Origin of the sequence: Halobellus sp. MBLA0158 (assembly GCF_041477585.1) — an archaeon.
GTDB lineage: Archaea > Halobacteriota > Halobacteria > Halobacteriales > Haloferacaceae > Haloquadratum > Haloquadratum rubicundus.
Map to the genome: position 1 here is coordinate 2857742 of NZ_JBGNYA010000001.1, position 21692 is coordinate 2879433.

Annotated in this window: 25 protein-coding genes and 1 tRNA gene; 21 read left to right on the plus strand and 5 right to left on the minus strand. The window is 65.8% G+C overall.

Annotation, left to right across the window (positions count from 1 at the left end; all coding sequences use genetic code 11):
• The first annotated feature begins 104 nt into the window (after positions 1 to 104).
• The 5 genes from icd (at position 105) to OS889_RS14565 (ending at position 3014) form a co-directional block, all read left to right on the plus strand.
• Entirely contained in the window at positions 105 to 1367 is a 1263-nt protein-coding gene (icd, locus tag OS889_RS14545; protein WP_372390971.1) for an isocitrate dehydrogenase (NADP(+)), read from the plus strand.
• A 72-nt stretch (positions 1368 to 1439) separates the two neighbouring features.
• Positions 1440 to 1607 carry a hypothetical protein gene (locus OS889_RS14550; protein WP_372390972.1) on the plus strand — a complete coding sequence of 56 codons (168 nt, stop codon included), beginning with the start codon at positions 1440 to 1442 and terminating at the stop codon, positions 1605 to 1607.
• A 5-nt stretch (positions 1608 to 1612) separates the two neighbouring features.
• Positions 1613 to 1963 carry an amphi-Trp domain-containing protein gene (locus tag OS889_RS14555; protein ID WP_372390974.1) on the plus strand — a complete coding sequence of 117 codons (351 nt, stop codon included), beginning with the start codon at positions 1613 to 1615 and terminating at the stop codon, positions 1961 to 1963.
• 155 nt (positions 1964 to 2118) lie between these two features.
• A complete protein-coding gene (locus tag OS889_RS14560) occupies positions 2119 to 2652 on the plus strand; it encodes a DUF5817 domain-containing protein (RefSeq protein WP_372390976.1) in 534 nt (177 codons plus the stop codon).
• Positions 2653 to 2654: 2 nt separating this feature from the next.
• The gene (locus tag OS889_RS14565; protein WP_372390978.1) at positions 2655 to 3014 is read left to right on the plus strand and encodes a hypothetical protein; all 360 of its coding nucleotides are present in this window, start codon (positions 2655 to 2657) and stop codon (positions 3012 to 3014) included.
• A gap of 22 nt (positions 3015 to 3036) precedes the next feature.
• Here OS889_RS14565 and hmgA read toward each other — a convergent pair whose 3' ends face one another.
• Complete coding sequence (gene hmgA / locus OS889_RS14570; RefSeq protein WP_372390980.1) at positions 3037 to 4272, minus strand: hydroxymethylglutaryl-CoA reductase (NADPH); 1236 nt, start codon at positions 4270 to 4272, stop codon at positions 3037 to 3039.
• Positions 4273 to 4373: 101 nt separating this feature from the next.
• Here hmgA and pyrF point away from each other — a divergent pair, with 101 nt between their 5' ends.
• The gene (pyrF, locus tag OS889_RS14575) at positions 4374 to 5183 is read left to right on the plus strand and encodes an orotidine-5'-phosphate decarboxylase (RefSeq protein WP_372390982.1); all 810 of its coding nucleotides are present in this window, start codon (positions 4374 to 4376) and stop codon (positions 5181 to 5183) included.
• A gap of 25 nt (positions 5184 to 5208) precedes the next feature.
• Here pyrF and OS889_RS14580 read toward each other — a convergent pair whose 3' ends face one another.
• Positions 5209 to 5397, minus strand: a complete 189-nt coding sequence (locus OS889_RS14580) for a zinc finger HIT domain-containing protein (RefSeq protein ID WP_372390984.1) — start codon at positions 5395 to 5397, stop codon at positions 5209 to 5211.
• A 98-nt stretch (positions 5398 to 5495) separates the two neighbouring features.
• On the opposite strand from OS889_RS14580, the gene OS889_RS14585 reads away from it, so the two are divergent.
• The 3 genes from OS889_RS14585 (at position 5496) to OS889_RS14595 (ending at position 6401) form a co-directional block, all read left to right on the plus strand.
• A complete protein-coding gene (locus tag OS889_RS14585) occupies positions 5496 to 5741 on the plus strand; it encodes a glutaredoxin family protein (RefSeq protein ID WP_372390986.1) in 246 nt (81 codons plus the stop codon).
• Complete coding sequence (locus OS889_RS14590; protein WP_372390988.1) at positions 5738 to 6271, plus strand: cob(I)yrinic acid a,c-diamide adenosyltransferase; 534 nt, start codon at positions 5738 to 5740, stop codon at positions 6269 to 6271. The genes OS889_RS14585 and OS889_RS14590 overlap by 4 nt, the downstream gene beginning before the upstream one ends.
• A gap of 55 nt (positions 6272 to 6326) precedes the next feature.
• Positions 6327 to 6401 (plus strand) — tRNA-Val (locus OS889_RS14595).
• 198 nt (positions 6402 to 6599) lie between these two features.
• On the opposite strand, the gene OS889_RS14600 is transcribed toward OS889_RS14595, so the two are convergent.
• Positions 6600 to 6899 (minus strand): hypothetical protein, encoded by a 300-nt coding sequence (locus tag OS889_RS14600; RefSeq protein WP_372390990.1) that lies wholly within the window; start codon positions 6897 to 6899, stop codon positions 6600 to 6602.
• 129 nt (positions 6900 to 7028) lie between these two features.
• Here OS889_RS14600 and OS889_RS14605 point away from each other — a divergent pair, with 129 nt between their 5' ends.
• Together OS889_RS14605 and OS889_RS14610 are read left to right on the plus strand one after the other, a co-directional pair.
• Positions 7029 to 7715, plus strand: a complete 687-nt coding sequence (locus OS889_RS14605; protein WP_372390993.1) for a hypothetical protein — start codon at positions 7029 to 7031, stop codon at positions 7713 to 7715.
• 66 nt (positions 7716 to 7781) lie between these two features.
• Entirely contained in the window at positions 7782 to 8201 is a 420-nt protein-coding gene (locus OS889_RS14610; RefSeq protein WP_372390995.1) for a JAB/MPN domain protein-containing protein, read from the plus strand.
• Between the two features lie 22 nt (positions 8202 to 8223).
• On the opposite strand, the gene OS889_RS14615 is transcribed toward OS889_RS14610, so the two are convergent.
• Positions 8224 to 8436, minus strand: a complete 213-nt coding sequence (locus OS889_RS14615) for a ribbon-helix-helix domain-containing protein (protein WP_372390997.1) — start codon at positions 8434 to 8436, stop codon at positions 8224 to 8226.
• A 100-nt stretch (positions 8437 to 8536) separates the two neighbouring features.
• Between OS889_RS14615 and OS889_RS14620 the strand changes: the two genes are divergently transcribed.
• Positions 8537 to 8860 (plus strand): DUF5789 family protein, encoded by a 324-nt coding sequence (locus tag OS889_RS14620; protein WP_372390999.1) that lies wholly within the window; start codon positions 8537 to 8539, stop codon positions 8858 to 8860.
• On the opposite strand, the gene aglJ is transcribed toward OS889_RS14620, so the two are convergent.
• Positions 8857 to 9786, minus strand: a complete 930-nt coding sequence (gene aglJ, locus OS889_RS14625) for an S-layer glycoprotein N-glycosyltransferase AglJ (protein ID WP_372391001.1) — start codon at positions 9784 to 9786, stop codon at positions 8857 to 8859. The genes OS889_RS14620 and aglJ overlap by 4 nt on opposite strands.
• Positions 9787 to 9897: 111 nt before the next feature.
• Here aglJ and glmM point away from each other — a divergent pair, with 111 nt between their 5' ends.
• From glmM to OS889_RS14670, 9 genes are all read left to right on the plus strand, one after another.
• Positions 9898 to 11220 (plus strand): phosphoglucosamine mutase, encoded by a 1323-nt coding sequence (gene glmM, locus OS889_RS14630; protein WP_372391003.1) that lies wholly within the window; start codon positions 9898 to 9900, stop codon positions 11218 to 11220.
• A gap of 100 nt (positions 11221 to 11320) precedes the next feature.
• Positions 11321 to 12484, plus strand: coding sequence for a bifunctional sugar-1-phosphate nucleotidylyltransferase/acetyltransferase (glmU, locus tag OS889_RS14635; protein WP_372391632.1), 1164 nt, complete (start codon positions 11321 to 11323; stop codon positions 12482 to 12484).
• A 94-nt stretch (positions 12485 to 12578) separates the two neighbouring features.
• The gene (aglG, locus tag OS889_RS14640; RefSeq protein WP_372391005.1) at positions 12579 to 13493 is read left to right on the plus strand and encodes a glucosyl-dolichyl phosphate glucuronosyltransferase; all 915 of its coding nucleotides are present in this window, start codon (positions 12579 to 12581) and stop codon (positions 13491 to 13493) included.
• A 48-nt stretch (positions 13494 to 13541) separates the two neighbouring features.
• Positions 13542 to 14501 (plus strand): NAD-dependent epimerase/dehydratase family protein, encoded by a 960-nt coding sequence (locus tag OS889_RS14645; protein ID WP_372391007.1) that lies wholly within the window; start codon positions 13542 to 13544, stop codon positions 14499 to 14501.
• Positions 14502 to 14558: 57 nt separating this feature from the next.
• Entirely contained in the window at positions 14559 to 15731 is a 1173-nt protein-coding gene (locus tag OS889_RS14650; RefSeq protein WP_372391009.1) for a sugar phosphate nucleotidyltransferase, read from the plus strand.
• Between the two features lies 1 nt (position 15732).
• Positions 15733 to 17547, plus strand: a complete 1815-nt coding sequence (gene glmS, locus OS889_RS14655; RefSeq protein ID WP_372391011.1) for a glutamine--fructose-6-phosphate transaminase (isomerizing) — start codon at positions 15733 to 15735, stop codon at positions 17545 to 17547.
• Between the two features lie 62 nt (positions 17548 to 17609).
• Entirely contained in the window at positions 17610 to 18761 is a 1152-nt protein-coding gene (locus OS889_RS14660) for a glycosyltransferase family 4 protein (RefSeq protein ID WP_372391013.1), read from the plus strand.
• Between the two features lie 90 nt (positions 18762 to 18851).
• Positions 18852 to 19736 (plus strand): IS1595 family transposase, encoded by an 885-nt coding sequence (locus OS889_RS14665; protein WP_372391015.1) that lies wholly within the window; start codon positions 18852 to 18854, stop codon positions 19734 to 19736.
• Positions 19737 to 20085: 349 nt separating this feature from the next.
• On the plus strand, positions 20086 to 21681 hold the full coding sequence (locus OS889_RS14670; protein WP_372391017.1) for a glycosyltransferase family 39 protein: 1596 nt from the start codon (positions 20086 to 20088) through the stop codon (positions 21679 to 21681).
• Positions 21682 to 21692 lie beyond the last annotated feature (11 nt).

Here is a 21692-nt window from a genome sequence, read left to right on the forward strand (position 1 = left end):
CAGTAGAACGACCGCTCACCGCGGCAGAAATTGCGAAATCGGACGGGCAAGTCGGAACGATAACGGCAGTAATTTAGGCTCGGTACGGAAAGTGCCGGATGTTTATGAGCTACGACAAGGTCGAAGTCCCCGACGCGGGGGAGAAGATCACGCTCGCCGACGCCGAGACCGGGGAGTTGGACGTCCCCGAGACGCCGATCATCCCGATCATTCACGGCGACGGAATCGGAACGGACGTCGGACCCGCGGCACAGAAGGTACTCGACGCCGCCGCGGAGGCCACGGGCCGCTCGGTCGAGTGGATGCGCCTCTACGCCGGCGAGTCCGCCCGCGAGAAGTACGGCGAGAACCTCCCCGACGACACGGTGCAGGCCATCAAGGAGCACCGCGTCGCCATCAAGGGCCCGCTCACGACCCCCGTCGGCGCCGGCTACCGCTCGCTGAACGTCGCGCTCCGGCAGAAGCTCGACCTCTACGCGAACGTCCGCCCGACCTACCACATCGACGGCGTCCCCTCGCCCGTCAAGAACCCCGAGAAGATGGATATGGTGACCTTCCGGGAGAACACCGAAGACGTCTACGCCGGCATCGAGTGGGAGGCCGGCACCGACGAGGTAGAGCAGGTGCGCGAGTTCGTCGAAGACGAGATGGGCGAAGACGACGTCATCCACGACGGCCCCGTCGGCATCGGCATCAAGCCCATCACGGAGTTCGGCACGAAGCGCCTCGTCCGCGAGGCCATCGAGTACGCCCTGGAGAACGACCGCGACTCGGTCACGCTCGTCCACAAGGGCAACATCATGAAGTTCACCGAGGGCGCGTTCCGCGACTGGGGCTACGAGGTCGCCGAAGAGGAGTACGGCGACGTCGCCATCACCGAGGACGAGCTCTGGGAGGAGTACGACGGCGAGGCCCCCGAGGACCAGCTGGTCGTCAAGGACCGCATCGCCGACAACATGCTCCAGCAGCTCCTCACTCGCACCGACGAGTACGACGTCATCGCGACGATGAACCTCAACGGCGACTACATGTCGGACGCCGCCGGCGCGCAGATCGGCGGCCTCGGCATCGCGCCGGGCGCGAACTTCGGCGAGGGCCTCTGTCTGGCCGAGCCGGTCCACGGCTCCGCGCCCAAGTACGCGGGCGAGGACAAGGTCAATCCGACCGCGATGATCCTCTCCGGCCGGCTGATGTTCGAGTACATCGGCTGGAAGGACGCCGGCACGCTCATCCGCGACGCCGTCGAGAAGACCATCTCCGAGGGCGACGTCACCTACGACCTCGAACGGCAGATCGAGGGCGGCAACAAGCTCGCGACCTCGGAGTTCGCCGAGGCCGTGGTCGAGAACATCCACGACCTGGCGTAACCCCCGCCTCTTAGCGGCGAGCCCGACCCCGAACCGCATCCTTTTTGATTTAGGCCGGCCTAAACGAAATCGATGGCCGCTGGTATTCCTTCGCACGTCGAGCCGACGTCGCGGTCGGAGTCGAACCGAGGTCCCGAGATCACCGTCTGCGAGAGCCGTCCCGGTCGGTCGGTCTTCCTCGAATCGGGGAACACGGAGGGGTGGATCGCGAGCGACCTGACAGTCGAGGTTCCCCGGTAGCGACGATGACCGAGCCACACATCGACGGCGACGCCGACGCGGAGAGCGAGCCCGACTCGGACCACGAAGCCGACACCGACGCGGAATCCGAGCGTACGACGATCAGGACCGGACGGGACTTCGAGGAGTCGTACCGACTCGACGCCGAGGAGGCCGGTCGGTTCCTGGTCGAACTCGGCGAACAGCTCCGCGACGGCGACGAACTGACGATCGCGACCGACGAGTGGGAGCTGCCCTTCGCGTTCGGCGAGCCCGTCGAACTGGAGATCGACTTCGAGGGAGTCGGCGAGCCCGAACTCGAAATCGAACTGGAGCTTCCCGGCCGGACCGACGAGACGGCGCCCGACGTCGAGTAGCTCCGTTTTCGATCGGGCGAGCGGAAGCAGAGACCGACTTGCCGACGTGGAATCGGCGCCGTCCGGGATCACCATCGGCGTCCCGCACCGAGGCGCTCCGCGGTCACCAGATCGCACAGCCGAAGGTTCAAATCCGGTCGCGCGGAAGCGGAGGTATGTACGCCGTCGTCGGCTGCACCGACTGCGAGCACCTCTGGCTCCTGAAGGACCCGCGGGCCGCCGAGACCGCCACGTGTCCCCAGTGCGGGCGGACCCACCGGACGGAGAAGCTCCGGCGGTTCGTCGAGGACGAAGACAGGGAGGCCGCCAGGCAGGCCCGCTCGGCGCTCTTGGCCAAGCGCGGCGGCAACAGCGAGGCGTTCGCGGAGACGGCCCACGTCGCGGAGATGGAGCGCGACCTCGACGAGCGCGGCGTCGACGACAGGGAGTACATCGAGGGATCGGGCCTCGACGCCGACGAGATCGACGCCGCGGGCGAGCGGGCGTCCGCGGGGCAGGCCGGATCGAGCCCGAGTCGACCGGAGATCGTCCGCGAGGCGCTTCGGACCCTGGAGTCGCCGACGGCCGACGACGTCGCAGATTACGCCGCAGAGCGGGGCGTGCCCGCCGAAGCGGCCCGCGATCTGCTGGAGAAGCTCACCCGCCGCGGCGAGGCCTCGGAGTCCCGCGGGACCTACCGGCTCCTGTGAGGATGGCGGGCGATCCATCCGGCGGCTCGGGGCTCGCCGGCACCGCGGTCCGCCTCGTCGTCGTCGCGTGTTTCGCCGGCGGGGCCGCGGCGGCCCTCACCGGCCGCCTGGTCGTCGCCGGCGGGGCGTTCCTGGCCGGTCACACGCTGCTCGGCGGGGCGGCGGTGATCCAGGGCCAGCGCCGCCGGGGCGTCGGCTTCTCGCTGTCCGGACTGGGGTGGCTACTGCTGTCGCTGGGACTGGCGGTCGGACAGAACGGAGGCGCTACCGCGGCCGGGCTGTCGGAACAGCCGCTCCTGCTTGTCGGCGCGGGTCTGGTCGGCGTCGGAACGCTGCTTCTCGTCGACCCGTTCGGCGAGTGAGGCGCGTTCGGGGCCGGCGCCGCTATCGGCCGAGTTCGGCGTGCGCGCTGGAGAGGTGTCGCGAGGCGAGCGCCGAGAGCAGCGAGAGTTCCCCGGCGAGCGCGCCGACCGCGATATACTCGGCGAGCGCGTCGGCGTTCGAGCCCGCCGGGTCGCCGCCGCCCCGAATCCCCAGCACGTCCAGCGCCTCCGACTGGGTGGGGAGCTTGGTGCCGCCGCCGACGGTGCCGACTTCGAGCGACGCCAGCGACACCGAGAGGTAGAGGTCGCCGTCGCGCTCCTCGGCAGTGGTGATGGCGTTGGCGCCCTCGACGACCTGGGCCTCGTCCTGGCCGGTCGCGAGGAACATCGCGGCGACGACGTTCGCGACGTGGGCGTTGAAGCCGAGGCTGCCGGCCTTCGCGGAGCCGACGAGGTTCTTTCGCGTGTTCAGTTCGGCGATGTCGCCAGGGGTCGTGTGGAGTCGCTCTTCGACGACCTCGCGGGGGATGGTCACGTCCGCGGTGACGGTCCGGCCGCGGCCCTCGACCGCGTTGATCGCGGCGGGCTTCTTGTCGGTGCAGAGGTTCCCCGAGAGCGCGACGAGTTCGGCCGCGGTCTCCGATTCGACGACGTCGCAGGCGGCCTCGGTCGCGATCGTGGCCATATTCATCCCCATCGCGTCCTTGGTGTCGTAGCGGAAGCGGAGGTAGACGGAGTTGCCGACGACGTACGGCGTCACGTCCAGGACCTCGCCGTGGCTCGTCGTCGACTCGGCGGCCTCTGCCAGTCGATCGGTGTTGTCCCGGACCCACGAGACCAGCGCCTCGGCCTCGACGACGTCGGTGACGCGGAAGACCGGCGCGCGGGTCATTCCGGATTTGAGGACGCGCGCGTTCGCGCCGCCCGCTCGGGAGAGGACCGAACAGCCGCGGTTGACGCTCGCCAGGAGGGCGCCCTCGGTCGTCGCCAGCGGGAGGTACGCCTCGCCGTCGGCCGCGCCGCCGTTCACGTCGACGGGGCCGGCGACGCCGACCGGGACCTGGACGGTCCCGAGCATGTTCTCGATGTTCGACTCCGCGCGCTCGGCGGGGAAGCCGTAGTTGCCGATCGACTCCAGCGACGCGTCGGTCTCGCCCTCGACGACCAGCCGGCGCGCCGCGGCCGCCGCGTCGGCGTCGGCGTGGTCGTCGAGCTCGTGGAGCCGGAGGTCGCCCGCGCGGACGCGCTCGGCGAGCGATTCGGGGTCGGCATCGGAAGCGTCGTCGGCGTCGGTCATAGGCCCTCGTTCCGGGGGACGGCCCTAACGGTTTCCGGTTCCGGCCCTCCGAGGGGGAGCCGAAGGGAAACCTACTCGTCCCCCCGAGGAAAGGTCCGAGTATGACCGCGCCGTTCTTCCAGCGCCTCGCCGACCGGATCGAGCGGATCGACAGCGTCGTCTCCGTGGGACTGGACGCCGACCGCTCGCGGCTCCCCGAGCACCTGACCGAAAAGGACCTCCCGCAGTGGGCGTTCAACCGCCGGATCATCGACGCGACGCACGAACACGCCGCCTGCTACAAGCCGAACGCGGCGTTCTACGAGGACGCGGAGGGCTGGCGCGCGCTCCGCGAGACGGTCGCGTACGCCCACGGCAAGGACGTGCCCGTCCTGCTCGACGCGAAACGGGCCGACATCGGCAACACGACCCGACAGTACGCGAAACTGCTCGACGAGGTCGACGCCATCACCGTGAATCCGTATATGGGCCGAGACTCCCTCCAGCCGTTTCTGGATCGGGAAGACAAGGGAATCTTCGTGCTCTGTCGGACCTCGAATCCCGGCGGCGCCGACCTCCAGGACCTCGAACTCGCCTCCGGCGAGGCCGTCTACGAGCGGGTCGCGGCGCTCGCGGACCTGTGGAACGAACACGGCAACGTCGGCCTCGTCGTGGGCGCGACCGCGCCCGAGGAACTGGAATCGATCCGCAAACAGGTCCCCGACCTCCCGTTCCTCGTGCCGGGGATCGGCGCGCAGGGCGGCGACGCGGAGGCGGCCGTGAAACACGGGCTGGCGGACGGCGTCGGCCTGGTGAACTCCTCGCGGGGGATCATCTTCGCCGGCGAGGACGGGGGCGAGGCGTTCGCGACGGCCGCCGGAAACGCGGCCAAGCGGCTGAAGCAGCGGCTGAATCAGTACCGCGAAGGCTGATGCGGTGTTCTGTGCTGCGCATTGATCACCGGAACTCGGGCACGTCCCCGTCGCCCTCGGCGAACACGTCGTCGCGGCCCTCCGGATCGGCGCAGTGGACGCAGACGCCGCGGTCCTGGTCGAAGTGGACCGAACAGACGGCCGCGCCACAGCGGTGGCACGCGTACTCGGCCTCGCGCTGTTCGCACACCTGACAGGCGCCCGTCACGCTCATAGTCGACGTTGCGGGCGCGGGCACTTGAGTCGCGGGGGCGTCGCTCCCGGCGGCGACGCACGAGCAACGCTCTTTGTGCCGGCGTCCAAGGGGAGGATATGGGCATCACGCTGTACGCGCTCGACGGCTGTCCGTACTGTGAGGCGGTCCACGACGCGCTCGAAGACCACGGGATCGACTACGAGACCGAGTGGGTCGAGGGGCTCCACTCGAAGCGGAACGAGGTGAAGCGCGTGAGCGGCCAGCGCGCCGTGCCCGTCCTGATCGACGACGCACGCGGCGTCACGATGTGCGAGAGCGAGAACATCATCGAGTACGTCGAGACGACCCTCGCGAACCGATGAAGATCTACACCGGCCGCGGCGACGAGGGGATGACCGACCTGCGGGACATGTCGCGAGTCTCGAAGACCAGCGCCCGGATCGAGGCCTACGGCACCGTCGACGAGGCCAACGCGGTGATCGGCACCGCGCGGCCCACCGGCTACGACGACGTCGACGAGACGCTCGAACGGGTGCAGAACCACCTCCACATCGTCCAGGCGGACTTCGCGAACCCCACTCCCGAGGAGGACGACCCGGTCGTGACCGCCGAGCACGTCGAGGAGCTGGAGGACGCCATCGACGAGGCCGACGAGGAACTCGAACCCCTGACGTCGTTCATCCTGCCCGGCGGGAGCGAGTCGGGCGCGGCACTCCACCACGCGCGGGCGGTCGTCCGCCGCGCCGAGCGCCGCGCCGTCGCGCTCGCGGCCGACGAGCCCGTGAACGAGGAGGCGATCCGCTACCTCAATCGGCTCTCGGACGCGCTGTTCGTGTTCGGACGGCTGGTCAACGCCCGGGACGGCGTGCCCGAGGAGTCGCCGTCGTACTGAGGGGAGGGGCCGAAGAAGAACGCTTAAGTCCGGCCACGCGGAAGAATCGACGCGCGGGTCGGTGGTCTAGTCCGGTTATGACGTCGCCTTCACACGGCGAAGGTCGGCGGTTCGAATCCGCCCCGACCCATACGAACCCGCGAGCGACAGCGAGCGGGGTTCGGTTTTCGAGCGGGCGATTCGGGCCCAGCGAGACGAGCGGCGTGAGTCTCGCGCGGTTCGAATCCGCCCCGACCCACTTCTGACGGACCACAACGACGCAGCGAAGCGTCCGTCTTTCGAGGTTGACACGGTCGAAAAAGAGCGAGCGTCGCAGAACGACGAACGGTCACCGGGATGACCAGAGCCGTTCGCCGCGCCACGCCCAGACGACCTCGATCCCCAGCCAGGCCAGCAGCCACGCCAACAGCAGGACGAAGGCGATGGCGGTCGAAGAAAGCAGGTGGAACGACTGGGTCACTCCGATCAGTTCGGGATACAGGAACGCGCCCATTACCCCGACGACCGCGAGGCCGACCAGGCTGCAGGCGTAGTGCGTGACGGCGCCCACCGTATCCGACCGCACGGTGGACTCGCCGTTCCCCGATCGGTCGCGCGAGCCGCCGAGTCCGCCGTACGGTTCGTACATTTGCGTCACCTACGTTCGAACATTTAGGATAATTAATAATAAATGTACCCGTGATTTCCGGCCACTGGGGATCGCTCCGTCAGTGCCGGGGACGGCTGTGTTTATCCCGCTCGCGCCCCGAGAGGAGGTATGCCGATGAAGGGCGGCGACACAGACGGCTACCGAGAGATCGACCGCTGGGACCGCGGCGTCGGCTGGATCGCGTATCCCGACGAAGAGATGCAGCGCGCCAGCCACGCGCTCGTCGGCGACGACGGCGGCGTCTGGGTTGTCGATCCGGTCGACGCGCCCGACCTCGACGACCTGTTGGCCGAGTTCGGCGACGTCGTCGGCGTCGCCCTCGGGCTCGACCGCCACAAGCGCGACGCCGCAGCGGTGGCGACGCGCCACGAGGTCCCGGTGTATCTCCCGCGCTGGATGTCCGGCGTCGAACGGGAGCTCGACGCACCGGTGAAGCGCTACGACGGCGAACTCGGCGACTCCGGGATCGAGACGTTCAAAGTCCGAGACTCCAGCCTCCCGCGGTGGCAGGAGGTCGGCTTCGTCCACCCCGAAGACGGGACGCTCCTCGTTCCGGAGGCCGTCGGAACGGCCTCGTTCTTCTGTGCGCCCGGCGAGCGGCTCGGCATCCATCCCGTCCTGCGACCGCTGCCGCCGCGGCGTGCGCTCAGGGGCCACGATCCGGAGCGCGTCCTCGTCGGTCACGGCGCGGGCGTGACGACCGACGCGGCGGCGACGCTGCGTGAGGCGCTCGACGACGCCCGGCGGAATATGCCGGGCGCCTACGGGCAGATGCTTCGCGAGCTGTTATCGTAGGGGCCGAGCGGGCGCCGTCGAGGGAATGCCGACGGGATTTTGGGCCCGCGCGTCGTTTGGATTGGCGTGGTCTACATCACCCGCGGGCTCCTCGATGCGCTCTTGGAGATGGCAGAGGCGGAGGAGCCGACGCCGGTCAGCGTCGTGCTCGCGTCGACGCCGGCCGGCGAGTTCGAGGCGGACCTCGGGCTCGGCGCCGACACGTCGGTGTTGACGCACTTTTACTTCCCCGAGACGAGCGAGTCGGTGTCGGCCGTGTTCGGGATGGACCTCGGCACGCCCGCCGGCCGCGGCCGGGCGCGGTTCGTCTCCCACCCGCAGGGGCCGCTGGCGGCGACGCGAGAGGACACCTTCGCGGCGGCGCTGCTCGTCGCCGTCCCGCCCTGGGAGGAATCCTCGTGTGCGGCCTTCGACCGCAACGACCGGCGGCTCGATCTCGACGTGGTGGGCGCCGACCCCCCGCGGGAGTCGCTCGCGGGCGAGTAGCCTGCGGCGATTTCGGGCCGGGTCAGCGGTCCAGATAGCCCAGGTCGGCGAGCTGGGCGGCGATGTCCTCGAACTCGGCCTCGGTGAGTTCGCCCTCGCGCTGGTACTGGATCACGATGCTCCGGAGCAGGAACCGCACGAGGTCGCTGGTGCTCGAAAAGCTCGTCCCCTCGATGGTGTCGTCGACGCGCTCGGCGAGGTCCTTCGGGATCGAGACCGTGGTGTACTCCGTCATCGTCGTGTGAGTGAGGCGGAGCACACACAAAACCCTGCGGACTCCCTCGGCCCGTCCGGACCCGGGGGTTTTTCCACCCCCGCGGTCCTATCGCTCGGCGATGGCTGTCAGACCACCGCAACAGGGCGACGACGAACCCGAATCCCTGGAGTTCGGTATCGCGGCGCTCGACCCCTATCTCTCGGAGGCGAATCTCACGTTCCCGGCGACGTCCGACGAGATCGTCCGGGCGCTCGGCGACCCCGCGATCCCGTACGACGCCAACGACAACACGGTCGCGCTCTCGGAGGCCCTCGCGGCTGTCGGACAGAGCCAGTTCGAGAGCGAGCGGGAGTTCTTAGACGCCCTCCACCCCGTCCTCGAGGAGTATCGGGCCTCCGGCGGCGGGCTCTTCTCCCAGTTGCGGGCCCTGCTACCCTTCTAATTCCGATCCCGCGACTCGTCGAGCCGGTCGATCTCCTGTAGCGTCTCGCGGTGGAGCGTGAGAATCAGGTCCGCGAGGACGCCGAACATCAGCAGTTGGACGCCGACGATGATCCCGAAGCCCGCGACGACAGCGAGCACCTCGTGGGAGACGTCGCGAGTGAGCCAGTCGACGAGGACGTACGCGGCGATGACGAGGCCGGTGACAGTCGAAAGGACGCCCAGGCTCCCGAAGTAGAAGAGCGGATTGTTGGTCTTCGCGCGGCGGTACAGTTCCAGGAAGATGATCCCGCCGTCGCGGATCGGTCTGAGGTTCGTGTCCGATCCGGAGGGGCGAGGGAGATACGTGATCGGGACGACCGCGGTCGGGACGTTCCGCTTTGCGCACTCGACGGCCATCTCGGTCTCGACGCCGAAGCCGTCCGACGAGAGCGTCATTTGCAGGAACGACTCGCGGGTGAACGCGCGGTAGCCCGAGAGGATGTCGCCGTAGCTCTCCCCGTGGACGATCGAGAACCCGCGGTTGATGATGCGGTTGCCGACCTGATTGAATTGGGTCATCGCGCCCGCGCGGAGGTCCGCGAAGCGGTTGCCGATGACGTGTTCCGCGTCGCCCTCCAGGAGCGGTTTCAGCATCGTCTCGGCGTCCTCGACGCGGTACGTCGCGTCGCCGTCGAGCATCAGCACGTACTCGCGGTCGACGTGCTCGCGGACGCCCTCGCGGACGGCCTGGCCCTTGCCCGATCCGGACTGGTAGACGACGCGCGCGCCGTGCTCGTCGGCGATGTCGTCGGTGCCGTCCTCGGAGCCGCCGTCGACGACGAGGACGTCGTCGAAGCCCGCGCTCCGGAAGTCCGCGACTACCTCGCCGATCGTCTCGGCCTCGTTGTAGGTGGGCACGAGGACGCAGACGTCGTCGTAATCCATCGTCGGGACTGCGTCGGGGACGCATAAAAGTGGTTCCGAAAGCGACACGGCCGGCGCGTTCCAGTCGCCCACTACCTGGATTTTTCTCCCGCTTTCGCGTACGGACGAACGATGTTCGGGACCAGCGGCATCCGCGGGCGCGTCGGGTCGGAAGTCACCGCCGAGTTGGCGCTCAGCGTCGGCCGGGCGCTCGCCTCGACGGGATACGAACGGGTCGTCGTCGGCCGCGACGTCCGCGAGAGCGGCCGGATGCTCGAACGCGCGCTCGTCGCGGGCGTGACCGAGTGCGGCGGCGACGCGATCGACGTCGGCGTCGAGCCGACGCCCACTATCGCCCGCTACGTGGGCGAGGTCGACGCGGACGCTGGCGTCGCGATCACGGCCTCGCACAATCCCCCCGAGGACAACGGGATCAAGCTCTGGTCGCCCAGCGGGCAGGCGTTCGACGAGAGGAAGAAGCGGGAGATCGCCGAAGCGGTCGAGAGGGAGGCGTTCGACCTCGCGGACTGGGACGGCGTCGGCGAGCGGACCGCCGCGAGCGACGCCCGTGAGCGCCACGCCGCAGTGCTCCGGGAGGCCCTGACCGACGCGCCCATCGACGAGCTCTCGGTCGTCGTCGACGTCGGCAACGGGACCGGCCGCGTCACGGCCGACGTCCTCGACGCCGTCGGCTGCGACATCGAGACGCTCAACGGCCAGCGCGACGGCGGCTTTCCGGGACGGCCGAGCGAGCCCACGGCGGAAAACTGCGCGACTGCGCGGGTGCTCGTCGAGTCGATCGACGCCGACCTCGGGATCCTCCACGACGGCGACGCCGACCGGATGCTGGCCGTCGACGAGGAGGGAGCCTTCGTCGGCGGCGACGCCCTGCTCGCGCTCTTCGGACGCCGGGAGGTCGGCGAGGGCGACCGCGTGGCCGTTCCGGTCGACACCTCCCTCGCGGTCGCCGACGCCGTCTCCGAACGGGGCGGCGACGTCGTCTACACGCCCGTCGGCGACGTCTTCGTGGCCGAGCGCGCCGCCGAGTCGGGGGTCGTCTTCGGCGGCGAGCCGAGCGGCGCGTGGATCTGGCCCGACGAGACGCTCTGTCCGGACGGCCCGCTCGCGGCGTGTCGGCTCGCCGCCGTCGTCGCCGACGACGGACCGCTGTCGGCGCTCGTCGACGAACTTCCGCAGTATCCGATCCGCCGGGACGCCGTCCGCACCGAACGCAAGGGCGCGGTGATGGACCGAGTGCGGGGGATCGCCGACGAGGAGTACGCGGAGGTGCAGACGCTCGACGGCGTCCGGATCGACACCGACCGGGGGTGGTTCCTCGTGCGCGCGAGCGGGACCGAACCGCTCGTCCGACTGACTGCCGAAGCCCGCGACGAAGACGACGCCGACGCGCTGTTCGCGGAAGCGAAGGAACTGGTCGAAAGAGCGTCCGACTGAGGCGGAGGCCACGCACCGACCGCAGTGACTATGGCCCGCCGGGGAGTCGACCCGATACAGCATGTACGGAGTCGTACTCGCGGCCGGACAGGGAACGCGAATGCGGCCGCTGACGGACGACAGACCCAAGCCGCTGCTCCCGGCGGCCGGCCGACCGCTCCTCGAACACGTCTTCGACGCCTGCGCCGACGTCGTCGAGGAGTTCGTCGTCGTGGTCGGCTACCGGGGCGAGGACGTGAGCGACGCGCTCGGAGCCGAGTATCGGGGGATTCCGATCAGCTACGTCGACCAGGAGAACCCGAGGGGGACGGCGCACGCCATCGCGCAGGCCCGCTCTGTCGTCGACGATCGCTTCGTCGTCCTCAACGGGGACGTCCTCGTCGACCCCGGGCTCGCCGAGGCGCTCGCCGCCGCCGACGGATACGCCATCGCGACGACTGCGGTGTCGGACCCGAGTTCGTACGGCGTCGTCTCGGTCGGCGCCGACGGCGACCTGGAAGCCATCGTCGAGAAACCGTCGGAGCCGCCGACGAACCTCGCGAACGTCGGCTGTTACGCCTTCGAGCCGGAGGTGTTCGAGTACATCGACCGGACGGGAGAGAGCGAGCGCGGCGAGTACGAGATCACGGAGACGCTGGAGTTGCTGCTGGCGGACGACCGCGAGATCTCCGTCGTGGAGTACGACGGCCGCTGGCTCGACGTGGGGCGACCCTGGGAGCTGCTGCGGGCGAACGAACTCCTTTTGGAGGACATCGAGTGCGAGATCGACGGAGACGTCGCAGCCGGCGCGACCGTCGACGGCGACGTCGTCGTCGAGGAAGGGGCGACAGTTCGCGACGGTGTGACCATCGAGGGCCCCGCGGTCGTGAAATCCGGCGCCGAAGTGGGCCCGAACGCGTACGTCCGCGAGGCGACGGTCGTCGGCCCGAATGGAAAAATCGGACACGGCGTCGAAGTCAAGAACTCGATTCTGATGGAAGACGCGGCGGTCCCGCATCTGTCGTACGTCGGCGACTCGGTCCTCGGACGGGACGTGAACCTCGGCGCCGGAACGAAGGTGGCGAACCTGCGCCACGACGATACCTCGGTGAAGATGACCGTGAAGGGCGAACGCGTGGACACGGGTCGGCGGAAGCTGGGCGTCGTGCTCGGCGACCGGGCGAAGACGGGCATCAACACGAGTCTGAACGCGGGCGTGAAACTGGCGTCGGGAGCGACGACCACGCCCGGTGAAGTGGTGGTCCGGGACGTCGAATCCGAGTAAACGGCGTCGATCGGAGGCAGGCAACGATACGATCGAGCGTCCGTCGAAGGACCGAACTACAAAGTATTTCACGGACAGTCGGCATTTTCCGCCGATGCGCGTCTCCGTCGTCATCTGTGCGTACGATCCCGATCTCTACGGCCACCTTCGCGACGCGGTCGAGAGCGTGCTTGAGCAGAGCTACGACGACGTCGAGGCAGTCGTCGTCGTCGACGGGAGCGAGACGCTACACCGGCGCGTCCGCGACGACTACGGCGACGTCGAGGGAGTTCGAATCCACCGCAACGAGACGAACCTCGGCCTCTCGCGGAGCCGAAACGCCGGAATCGAAGAGAGCACCGGAGACGTGATCGCGTTTCTCGACGACGACGCAGTCGCTCGACCGGACTGGGTCGAGAAGCTCGTTGAGACCTACGAGCGACGGGACGCGATGGCGGCGGGCGGCCGGATGGCGCCGCAGTGGGTCGCGGGCGAACCGACGTTCCTCCCGCCGGAGTTCTACTGGCTCGTCGGGGTGACACACCGCGGATTCCCCGAAGAGGAGTGCGAGGTCCGGAACACCTTCGGATCGAACATCTCCTTCAAGCGGGAGGTGTTCGAGGAGATCGGCGGCTTCGAGTCCGAGCTCGGCCGCCACGGCGACAGGCAGATCCAGGGCGAGGAGACGGAGCTGTCCGCGCGGATGCACGACGCCTTCGGCGAACGCGTCTGGTACAATCCCGACGCAGTCGTCGAGCACAAAGTATTCGACTTCCGGACAGACCCGAAGTGGCTCGTAACGCGGGCGTTCTGGCAGGGATACTCCAAGCGCGCCCTGGACGAACTCATCGACGATTCGGGCGGCGAAGAGGGTGCCTTCCTCTCCCAGTTGCTGTTTCACGGACTCCCGGGCTACGCGTACGGAGCCGTCGTCCGCAAGTCGAGCCAGGCCGCGAAACGGGGACTGTTCGCACTCGTTCTGACCGCGGCCGTCGGATTCGGATTCCTCTACGCGGTCGCGTCGGGATAGCGAACCACGTCCCGAAGGAGGTATGTCCCCCAGTCGAGAATTTCGGGTATGCTCACCGATCGGCGCGTCGCCGTGACCGGTGCCGGCGGCTACATCGGCTCGCGGGTCGTCTCCGAACTGCTGGACGCCGGCGCCGAGGTCGTCGCGATCGACGACCTGTCGGGCCATCAGGTCGCCGAGTTTCCAGAGTCCGAGTTCGTGGAGTGCGACATCCGCGACGCCGATCGGCTCCGGCGCACGCTCTCGGATGTCGACGCCGTCTGCCATCTGGCGGCGATCAGCGGCATCCCCGACTGTGAGTCCGATCCGGACCGCGCGTTCGAGGTCAACGTCCAAGGGACCGAGAACATCGCGTGGTACTGTCGAAGGGAGGAGATTCCGCTGGCGTTTGCGTCGAGTATGGCCGTTATCGGCGAACCGGTCGACTTTCCGATCGATGCGGGGCATCCCCGTGATCCCGTGAGCCTCTACGGACTGACGAAGAAACTGAACGAGGACGATATTCACGACCTCGCTGCCGACGCCTTCCCGGCTCATCTCTTTCTCACGGCCAACCTCTACGGGACCCACGAGTTCGCGGGGACCACGGTCGGCAAGGAGACGGTGATCAACATCTTCGTCCGTCGGGCGCGGGAGTCGAAGCCATTGGAAATCCACCGTCCCGGAACACAGACGTTCGATTTCATCCACGTGAACGACGTCGCCCGCGCGTATCGCCGCTCGTTGGACACACTGATTGAAAGCGAGGATGCCGAAATTGGAGCGACCGACATCCCACTCGCGAGCGGCGAGCAGTTGAACGTCATCGACGTGGCCGAGACCGTCCAGCGCGTCTGTCTGGAAGAGCGCGGCTACGAACCGGAGATCGAACTCGTCGAGGATCCCCGAGACAGCCAGCCCACGGGACCGGATTTCCCCGTCGACACGGCGACCGCACGCGATCGGCTCGGATTCGAGACGGAGTACACGGTCGAAGGGACAGTTCGAGAGATGCTCGGACCGAATTGATCTCTCACGAACGTTCGACACAAAATATTGAACACCGTCCACCGCGAGGAAGTCAGTATGAAGGCAGTCGTACTCGCGGCCGGCGAGGGAACGCGGCTCAGGCCGCTGACCCGGACGCGGCCGAAGCCGATGCTTCCGATCTCGAATCGGCCGCTCCTCGAACACGTCCTGGAGGCCGCCCGCGACGCCGGCATCGACGAGTTCGTCTTCGTCGTCGGCTACAAGCGCGAGCGCATCCAGAGCTACTTCGGCGACGGCGACGACTGGGGCGTCGACATCGAGTACGCCGTCCAGGAGACCCAACTCGGGACCGGCCACGCGCTGTTGCAAGCCGAATCAGCGATCGAGGGGGACTTCATCGCGCTCAACGGCGACCGGATCGTCGAACCGAGCGCGATCTCCGCCGTGATGGACGCGCGGCGTGAGAGCCGCGACCCCGTGATGGCCGTGACGCGACACCCCAGACCCGAAAACTACGGCGTCGTCGAACTCGACGGCCGAACGGTTCGGTCGATCGAGGAGAAACCGCCTGCGTACACGGTCACGACCGATTACATCAACGCAGGCGTCTACGGTCTGGGCGAAGCGATCTTCGACGACCTCCGCGCCGCCGAGGCGGAGGGAGAACTGGCGGTTACGGCGGTGCTCCGCGAATACCGCGACGGGCTCCGGGCCGTGCCCTTCGACGGGCTCTGGCTCGACGTCTCGTACCACTGGGACATCCTTTCGGTGAACAATCGGGTGCTCGATCGATCCGGCGGAAGCGACTCCGCTCGCGATGTGTCGTCGACCGCAGCCGTCCACGAGCGGGCGACGGTCGTCGACCGGACCTCGCTCGGCTCGGACGTCCGCGTCAGACCGGGCGCGACGGTGTTACCGGGGACGTCGCTCGGCGACAACGTAGAGGTCGGATCGAACGCGGTCGTCGCCAACGCGGTCGTGTTCGCGGACGCGACGATCGGCGACGGCGCGGTCGTCCGCGACTGCGTCGTCGGCGAGAACGCTTCAATCGGCCCGAACACGACGGTCGAGGGCGGCGAGGCAGACGTCGTAGTTGGCAGCGACATCCACGAAGACGTCCGGCTCGGCGGCGTCGTCGGCGACAACGGATCCGTCGGCGGCGGCGTCACGCTCTCGCCCGGGACCGTTCTCGGGAATCACACGACGGTCGAAGCAGGGTGCGACGTGAGCGGCCGCATCGAGACCGGCGCGATCGTCCGGAGGGGATAGTATGTGTGGGATCATCGGCTACGTCGGCCACGACGACGCGCTTCCGATCCTCAGGAAGGGCCTCTCGAATCTCGAATACCGCGGCTACGACTCCGCGGGGATCGCCCTCGGCGGCGATCGCTTGAACGTCTACAAGAAGAAGGGCGAACTGTCAGCGCTGGAGGCAGTTCTCCCCGAGAGCTCGACTGCGACGACCGGGATCGGCCACACGCGCTGGTCGACGCACGGCGAGCCGACCGACGCGAACGCGCACCCGCACACGGACGAGTCAGGCGACGTCGCGGTCGTCCACAACGGGATCATCGAGAACTACGACGCGCTGCGCGCGGAGTTGGAGTCGCGCGGCCACGAGTTCACGAGCGACACCGACACCGAGGTCGTCCCGCACCTCGTCGAGGAGGAACTGGCGTCCGACCGCGATCTCGTCGACGTCGTGTCGAGCGTCGTCGACCGATTGGAGGGTAACTACGCGCTCGGCGTCGTGGTCGCGGGGCGCGACGGCATCGTCGCCACCCGGAGCGGAAATCCGCTGGTCCTCGGGGTCGCCGACCACGGGACGTTCCTCGCGAGCGACGTGCCGGCGTTCGTCGAACACACGCGGCAGGTGAGCTATCCCGAGGAAGGAGACATCATCCACCTCACTGAAGACGGGGCGACGACCTACGCCGACGGGAAAGAGGTCTCCCGGGAGGTACAGGAAGTCGACTGGGACCCCGAAGCGGCCGAAAAGGGCGGCTACGAGCACTACATGCTCAAGGAGATCCACGAGCAGCCCACGGCGCTCCGGCAGGCGATTTCCGGCCGAATCGACGAGATGAAAGGTCAAGTCGATCTGGAACTCGATCTCCCCGCGGAATACCTGAATTCGCTGGAGGAGGTCCAGTTCATCGCCTGCGGGACGTCGTATCACGCGGGGCTCTATGCTGCAAAACTGTTCGAGGAGTACGCCGACGTGCGGGCCTCCGCGGAGATCGCCTCGGAGTACGAGTTTACTGGTGGGCGCGACCCGTGGCGGACGCTCGTCGTGGCCGTGACTCAAAGCGGCGAGACGGCAGACACGCTGTCAGCGCTCAAGCGAGCGAAGCGCGCCGGCGCACGGACCCTCGCAGTGACGAACACGCTGGGAAGCACGGTGACGCGGGAGGTCGACGATACGGTGTTCATCCGCGCCGGCCCGGAGATCGGCGTCGCAGCGACGAAGACGTTCTGTTCACAGGTGGCGACGCTGGCGTTGGTAGCGGTTCACGTGAGTCGAAAGCGAGGGACGATATCTTCGGCCGAGGCTCAGGAGTTGCTGTCGGATCTCCGCGGGCTTCCGGGTGCTGTCCAGCAGGTGCTGGATGCCGAAGGGCAGGTCCGGCTGGCGGCCGAGGAGCACGGCGACGGCGATGCGTTCTTCTTCATCGGACGACGGCTGGGTGCGCCCGTCGCGCTGGAGGGGGCACTGAAACTGAAGGAGATCTCTTACGATCACGCCGAGGGGTTCCCCGCGGGGGAGTTGAAGCACGGACCGCTGGCGCTTGTGACGTCGGAGACGCCCGTGTTGGCCGTGCTGACCGAGGGTGCGAAGGCCCGCGAGACGCTTAATAACGTGAAGGAAGTGGAGTCGCGGGGCGCGCCCGTGATCGGGTGTGCCTCTGACGTGGTCGACGCGGAGAAGTTCGTCGACAAGGTGTTTACGGTTCCGGAGCTAGGGGAACTGGAGCCGCTCGTGGCGAACGTGTACTTCCAGCTGTTCAGTTACTACGTGGCGAACCAGAAGGGGCGGTCGATCGACAAGCCGCGGAATCTGGCGAAGAGTGTGACGGTGGAGTAGAGAGACCACGTACTCGTTCGGTCTCGTTACTTCTATATTCCATTCTTAAGAGACGTCAACATATGCCTCGGAGGGGAGTTTGTGTCGTCACGCATCCGTTGAGTTCAGCCGGAGAGAACGCGACACGAACGCTACTGGATATTCTCGCTGCAATTGGTCCGGTCAGCTTGGTTACTGCCGACCTCCCCGAAGAGTCGTCGATCCGGGACCACCGAGAGGTGATAGAACTAACTCAAAAAGGGGCCGGCGACCACGTGCTCGTCGCAGCGTTCCGATTCCTCCTGAATCAGATTCGGATGTGTCTCGTGCTCCGGAGGCGTCCGGAATCCGTTGTACTGTTCTTCGGTGCAACGTCTTATCTCATACCGATCCTGTATGCCCGGATGTCCGGAAAAACAGTCTTGGTCGAGCCCCGTGGGGACGTTCCCCTGACACTACGACTCAACTGGGAGCAGCGAATGCCGTCGCCAATGGCTCGGGGACTGGCAAAATGTGTGGGTTTACTTGAGTCAGCAGGGTTCGCTGCTGCTCACCGCGTCGTGACGTATACCCCGAATATGGCGAGAGAACTTGGTTCAGATCCGGAATCCGATCGAGTATGTCCACACGGCGCACGCTACGTCGACACCGAGCACTTCTCTATACAGAAGCCTTTCTCAGAGCGCGACAACATCATCGGCTTCGTCGGCCGCCTCGACGAAGAAAAGGGGATCCGTGAATTAGCTGAGGTCACCAAGCGGCTTCCCGACAACGTGGCATTTCGGTTCATCGGCGATGGTCCCCTCTACGACTGGCTTGCGACTGAACTGTCTCGTGAGATCGACGACGGGATCGCCGAACTCGCCGGGTGGGTCGATCACGAGGATATTCCTGTGGAGTTGAATCGGATGAAACTCCTCGTGATGCCCTCACATCCGACTGAGGGGTTGCCGACGACGATTCTGGAATCGCTCGCGTGTGGAACGCCGGTCTACGCGACGCCTGTGTCTGGCGTCCCAGATGTCGTCAAAGAAGGCGAAACGGGATTTCTGATGCGCGAACGTGAAGCCGAGACGATAGCGGACGATATTGAGGAGATTATGTCGGCCGAGCGTGATCTCGAAGCCATCAGCGAACGGGGGCGCGCGTTGATCGAAGACGAATACAGCTTCGAGGCGGCGCAGAAACGCTATCGTGAGTTGCTATCGGACATAGAATCGAACGAGAAAAAATGAGGGACGCTCTTGGGAAGCAGGTTGTTGGTCAGGTAGAGCTGGCGCTGGAGAAGCGTAGCGGGCAAGGGTGACGCGGCAGCGTCACCCGATATGTTCCCATTCGAAGTGCTAAACTCAGAGGCGAGCGCCGCGAACCTGCTGGAGCAGGTTCGTTGGCGCGATGGCCTCTATTGCCCGCACTGCCGGTCTGAGTCGGTGATCAAACACGGCAGCTATCGAGTGTATCAACGGTATCTCTGTAAGGATTGCGACCGCACGTTCAACCCCAAGACCGGCACGATCTTCGCGCACGCGAAGATCGGCCTCGACAAGCTCTTGTTCGCGTTTTACGCGTTCCTTCGGTTCAACACGAGTATCCACCAGTTAGACGCTGAACTCACCGTCTCATATCGATCACTTCGGCGGCGCGTCGAGCGTTCTGGCGAACTGCTCGACGCGCCAGCCATTGACCTCGTTGGCCCGGTCGAAATCGACGAGGTCTACGTGACTGCGGGGCTGAAAGGCCGCGAGCGCGACCGGGAGTCGCGCTCGCGTGGCCTCTCGACACGCGGTCGTGGAAGTTATGCCGAGGACAAACCACCGGTGTTCACACTCGTTGATCGTGGCAGCGGTCAGCGATACGTCGTGCCAGCGAAATCCGCTGACGAATCGACCGTCCGACTCCTCCTCGGCGACTGCGAGGAGGAGTCGCTGACCGTCTACACTGATGGATTTCGAGCATACGACCCACTCGAAGACGACGAGAACTACCAGCGAGAAACGGTCATTCACGGAGAGGGAGAATACGTGGATGGAGACGCACACGTGAACACCTGCGAGAGCCACGCGTCGCTGGCGCGACGGTGGCTCTCGCCACACCGAGGCGTCTCCAAAGACAAGCTGACGCCGTATCTCAGAGCGTTCCAGCTCCGCCGACGAATCCTACGCAAACCCGGTCGAGACGCTCTCAAAGAAATCGTTCGAACCGTCCTCTGATTTACCGACAACGTGCTTCATATGAGCGAACAATAATATAGTATGTAGAAGGTACACAATGGAAGTACAGTTGGTCGAAAATATATTAATTTTGATAATTCAATATGCGAATAGTGCGAGCAGCCCTATTGGCCGTTGAAGTGGTTGATTGGATAGCGGGGTTCATTGGCAAGAAGGATTAATTATAGATAGTAGATAAGATATCAGAGATCGTGATTTAATACTTGGAACAAAATTTCCCTACTATTTTTTTATCTATAGAGATACTTGCAACGATATGAGACGGTTACTTCGTGGGGTAACACGTAATCGCTGGCTAATCCCATTCATTCTGTTCGCGCTGGTCTGTATGACCTATGGCATCTGGCTTCTGGAACCACACGTACTGGGTCCCGACGAGAAAGCGGCAGTGACGAAGGCCCTCCGGATGGGCGTTACCCAGTCAATATTTGTCCGGGATTTCAAGAAGGGAGGTAACCTCTATATTCACTTACTTGCGGCATCGTTCATCGTCCCATTCGTCTACCTTACCCTGACGAGCGACGTGGGTGAACTCGCATCGGAAGCCAGAGGCCTCTCGGACTTTTTTGCTGCTTCTGAAGCATTACAAGACGCGTTTTACGCTTTTGTGTTCTCCGCGCGGCTTTTATCGGTCGCGTTCGGTCTTGCGACCATATATGTGGTATATCTCATCGGAACTGAGAACTACGACGAACGTACTGGGCTGGCGAGCGCCGCAATCGTAAGTGTCACCGCAGGCTTCCTCCAGACTGCCCACTTTGCGACAGAGGATATGTTGCTCGTCTTCTTGACCGTGCTGACGCTGTATTTCCTGTCGCGAGATGGCCGACACACCACGCTTCTGGCGGCTGTAGCGGCCGGACTTGCGGTCTCGGCTAAGGCAACCGGGGCGTTTCTGGTTTTTCCGCTGGTCTACCGGATCATCCGCCAGAACGATCTCGGCTCAGCGGCGGGGGTCGCGTCTCTCGTCGTCCACGGGATTGCATCTTTAGTAGCGTATCTACTGACGACGCCGTCCATATTCCTCTATCCGCGCTTTTTTATTCAGGAAATGATGTATGAACTGAGTACACGGAGCATCAAGGGCACGTCTGGGCTTCCAGGATGGGTGGCCCAATTGGGGAACCTCCTCCAAACGACAGGATGGCCGCTTTTTGTGCTGATGCTCGCGGCGATCGGCTGGTCAGTCCGTCGTCTCTTCGCACGGGAAGCATCCCGCTTCGAGATTGTGACAGCGCTGTTCGTGATCCCCTACTACACATTCATCGGTTCGTGGGAAAATACTGCAGTTTGGTACATCATCCCGCTGTTGCCGGCCCTCTCGGTCGTCAGCGGTACGTTCGTCGTTTCCGTTCTCGGAGACGTTGACCTAAAGGCGTTACGGAGCGGTCGATCCACTCGGCAGACAGCGCTGGAGATTGCTTTCGCGCTCTTGCTGCTGACGTCTGGGCTCTACGCTGGCCTCTCGGCGGCGCAGAACGGAGCCGATGCGCGAGTGAGCGCGACTGAGTGGACCGGAAAGAACATTGAGGCCGGCGCGGATGTCGACACCTACTCCTACAGGATCTACCAGCCCGAGTTTGAGGAAGGTATTGACGTTCACCGGTATCTCGTCAAAGATGCGTCCGGCGCGAACTGGACCACGGTACAAGAGAGGTTGCGGTGTCACCGGCCAGACTACGTCGTACTTTCGAGCAGCCACTACAACCGTTTCTTCGGCTCGGTGGAATCGACGAGTATCTCCCAAACTTACCGCGAGTTGCTAGCCGGAAAGCACGGCTACCGCCGTGTTGCCACGTTCGGTCCGGATCCTATGACGGACGACTTCCGTGGCGTGTTGACCTCAGGCGTGGTCCCACGAAAACTCGCTGGAGATACACAGATCGTCGTGCTGCGCCGTCGTGGGAACGGGACCAGCTGTTGAGGAATACAGTG

Bases quoted from the DNA above. Each gene is read 5' to 3' on its own strand.
- OS889_RS14620 (WP_372390999.1), top strand. From the start codon at position 8,537: ATGGCTGTCAGACCACCGCAACAGGGCGACGACGAACCCGAATCCCTG.
- glmS (WP_372391011.1), top strand. From the start codon at position 15,733: ATGTGTGGGATCATCGGCTACGTCGGCCACGACGACGCGCTTCCGATC.
- glmM (WP_372391003.1), top strand. From the start codon at position 9,898: ATGTTCGGGACCAGCGGCATCCGCGGGCGCGTCGGGTCGGAAGTCACC.
- aglG (WP_372391005.1), top strand. From the start codon at position 12,579: ATGCGCGTCTCCGTCGTCATCTGTGCGTACGATCCCGATCTCTACGGC.
- pyrF (WP_372390982.1), top strand. From the start codon at position 4,374: ATGACCGCGCCGTTCTTCCAGCGCCTCGCCGACCGGATCGAGCGGATC.
- OS889_RS14600 (WP_372390990.1), bottom strand. From the start codon at position 6,899: ATGTACGAACCGTACGGCGGACTCGGCGGCTCGCGCGACCGATCGGGG.
- OS889_RS14585 (WP_372390986.1), top strand. From the start codon at position 5,496: ATGGGCATCACGCTGTACGCGCTCGACGGCTGTCCGTACTGTGAGGCG.
- OS889_RS14670 (WP_372391017.1), top strand. From the start codon at position 20,086: ATGACCTATGGCATCTGGCTTCTGGAACCACACGTACTGGGTCCCGAC.
- OS889_RS14645 (WP_372391007.1), top strand. From the start codon at position 13,542: ATGCTCACCGATCGGCGCGTCGCCGTGACCGGTGCCGGCGGCTACATC.
- OS889_RS14565 (WP_372390978.1), top strand. From the start codon at position 2,655: ATGGCGGGCGATCCATCCGGCGGCTCGGGGCTCGCCGGCACCGCGGTC.
- OS889_RS14665 (WP_372391015.1), top strand. From the start codon at position 18,852: ATGTTCCCATTCGAAGTGCTAAACTCAGAGGCGAGCGCCGCGAACCTG.
- OS889_RS14580 (WP_372390984.1), bottom strand. From the start codon at position 5,397: ATGAGCGTGACGGGCGCCTGTCAGGTGTGCGAACAGCGCGAGGCCGAG.
- OS889_RS14555 (WP_372390974.1), top strand. From the start codon at position 1,613: ATGACCGAGCCACACATCGACGGCGACGCCGACGCGGAGAGCGAGCCC.
- hmgA (WP_372390980.1), bottom strand. From the start codon at position 4,272: ATGACCGACGCCGACGACGCTTCCGATGCCGACCCCGAATCGCTCGCC.
- OS889_RS14560 (WP_372390976.1), top strand. From the start codon at position 2,119: ATGTACGCCGTCGTCGGCTGCACCGACTGCGAGCACCTCTGGCTCCTG.
- OS889_RS14550 (WP_372390972.1), top strand. From the start codon at position 1,440: ATGGCCGCTGGTATTCCTTCGCACGTCGAGCCGACGTCGCGGTCGGAG.
- icd (WP_372390971.1), top strand. From the start codon at position 105: ATGAGCTACGACAAGGTCGAAGTCCCCGACGCGGGGGAGAAGATCACG.
- OS889_RS14650 (WP_372391009.1), top strand. From the start codon at position 14,559: ATGAAGGCAGTCGTACTCGCGGCCGGCGAGGGAACGCGGCTCAGGCCG.
- aglJ (WP_372391001.1), bottom strand. From the start codon at position 9,786: ATGGATTACGACGACGTCTGCGTCCTCGTGCCCACCTACAACGAGGCC.
- glmU (WP_372391632.1), top strand. From the start codon at position 11,321: ATGCGGCCGCTGACGGACGACAGACCCAAGCCGCTGCTCCCGGCGGCC.
- OS889_RS14590 (WP_372390988.1), top strand. From the start codon at position 5,738: ATGAAGATCTACACCGGCCGCGGCGACGAGGGGATGACCGACCTGCGG.
- OS889_RS14615 (WP_372390997.1), bottom strand. From the start codon at position 8,436: ATGACGGAGTACACCACGGTCTCGATCCCGAAGGACCTCGCCGAGCGC.
- OS889_RS14660 (WP_372391013.1), top strand. From the start codon at position 17,610: ATGCCTCGGAGGGGAGTTTGTGTCGTCACGCATCCGTTGAGTTCAGCC.
- OS889_RS14605 (WP_372390993.1), top strand. From the start codon at position 7,029: ATGCCGATGAAGGGCGGCGACACAGACGGCTACCGAGAGATCGACCGC.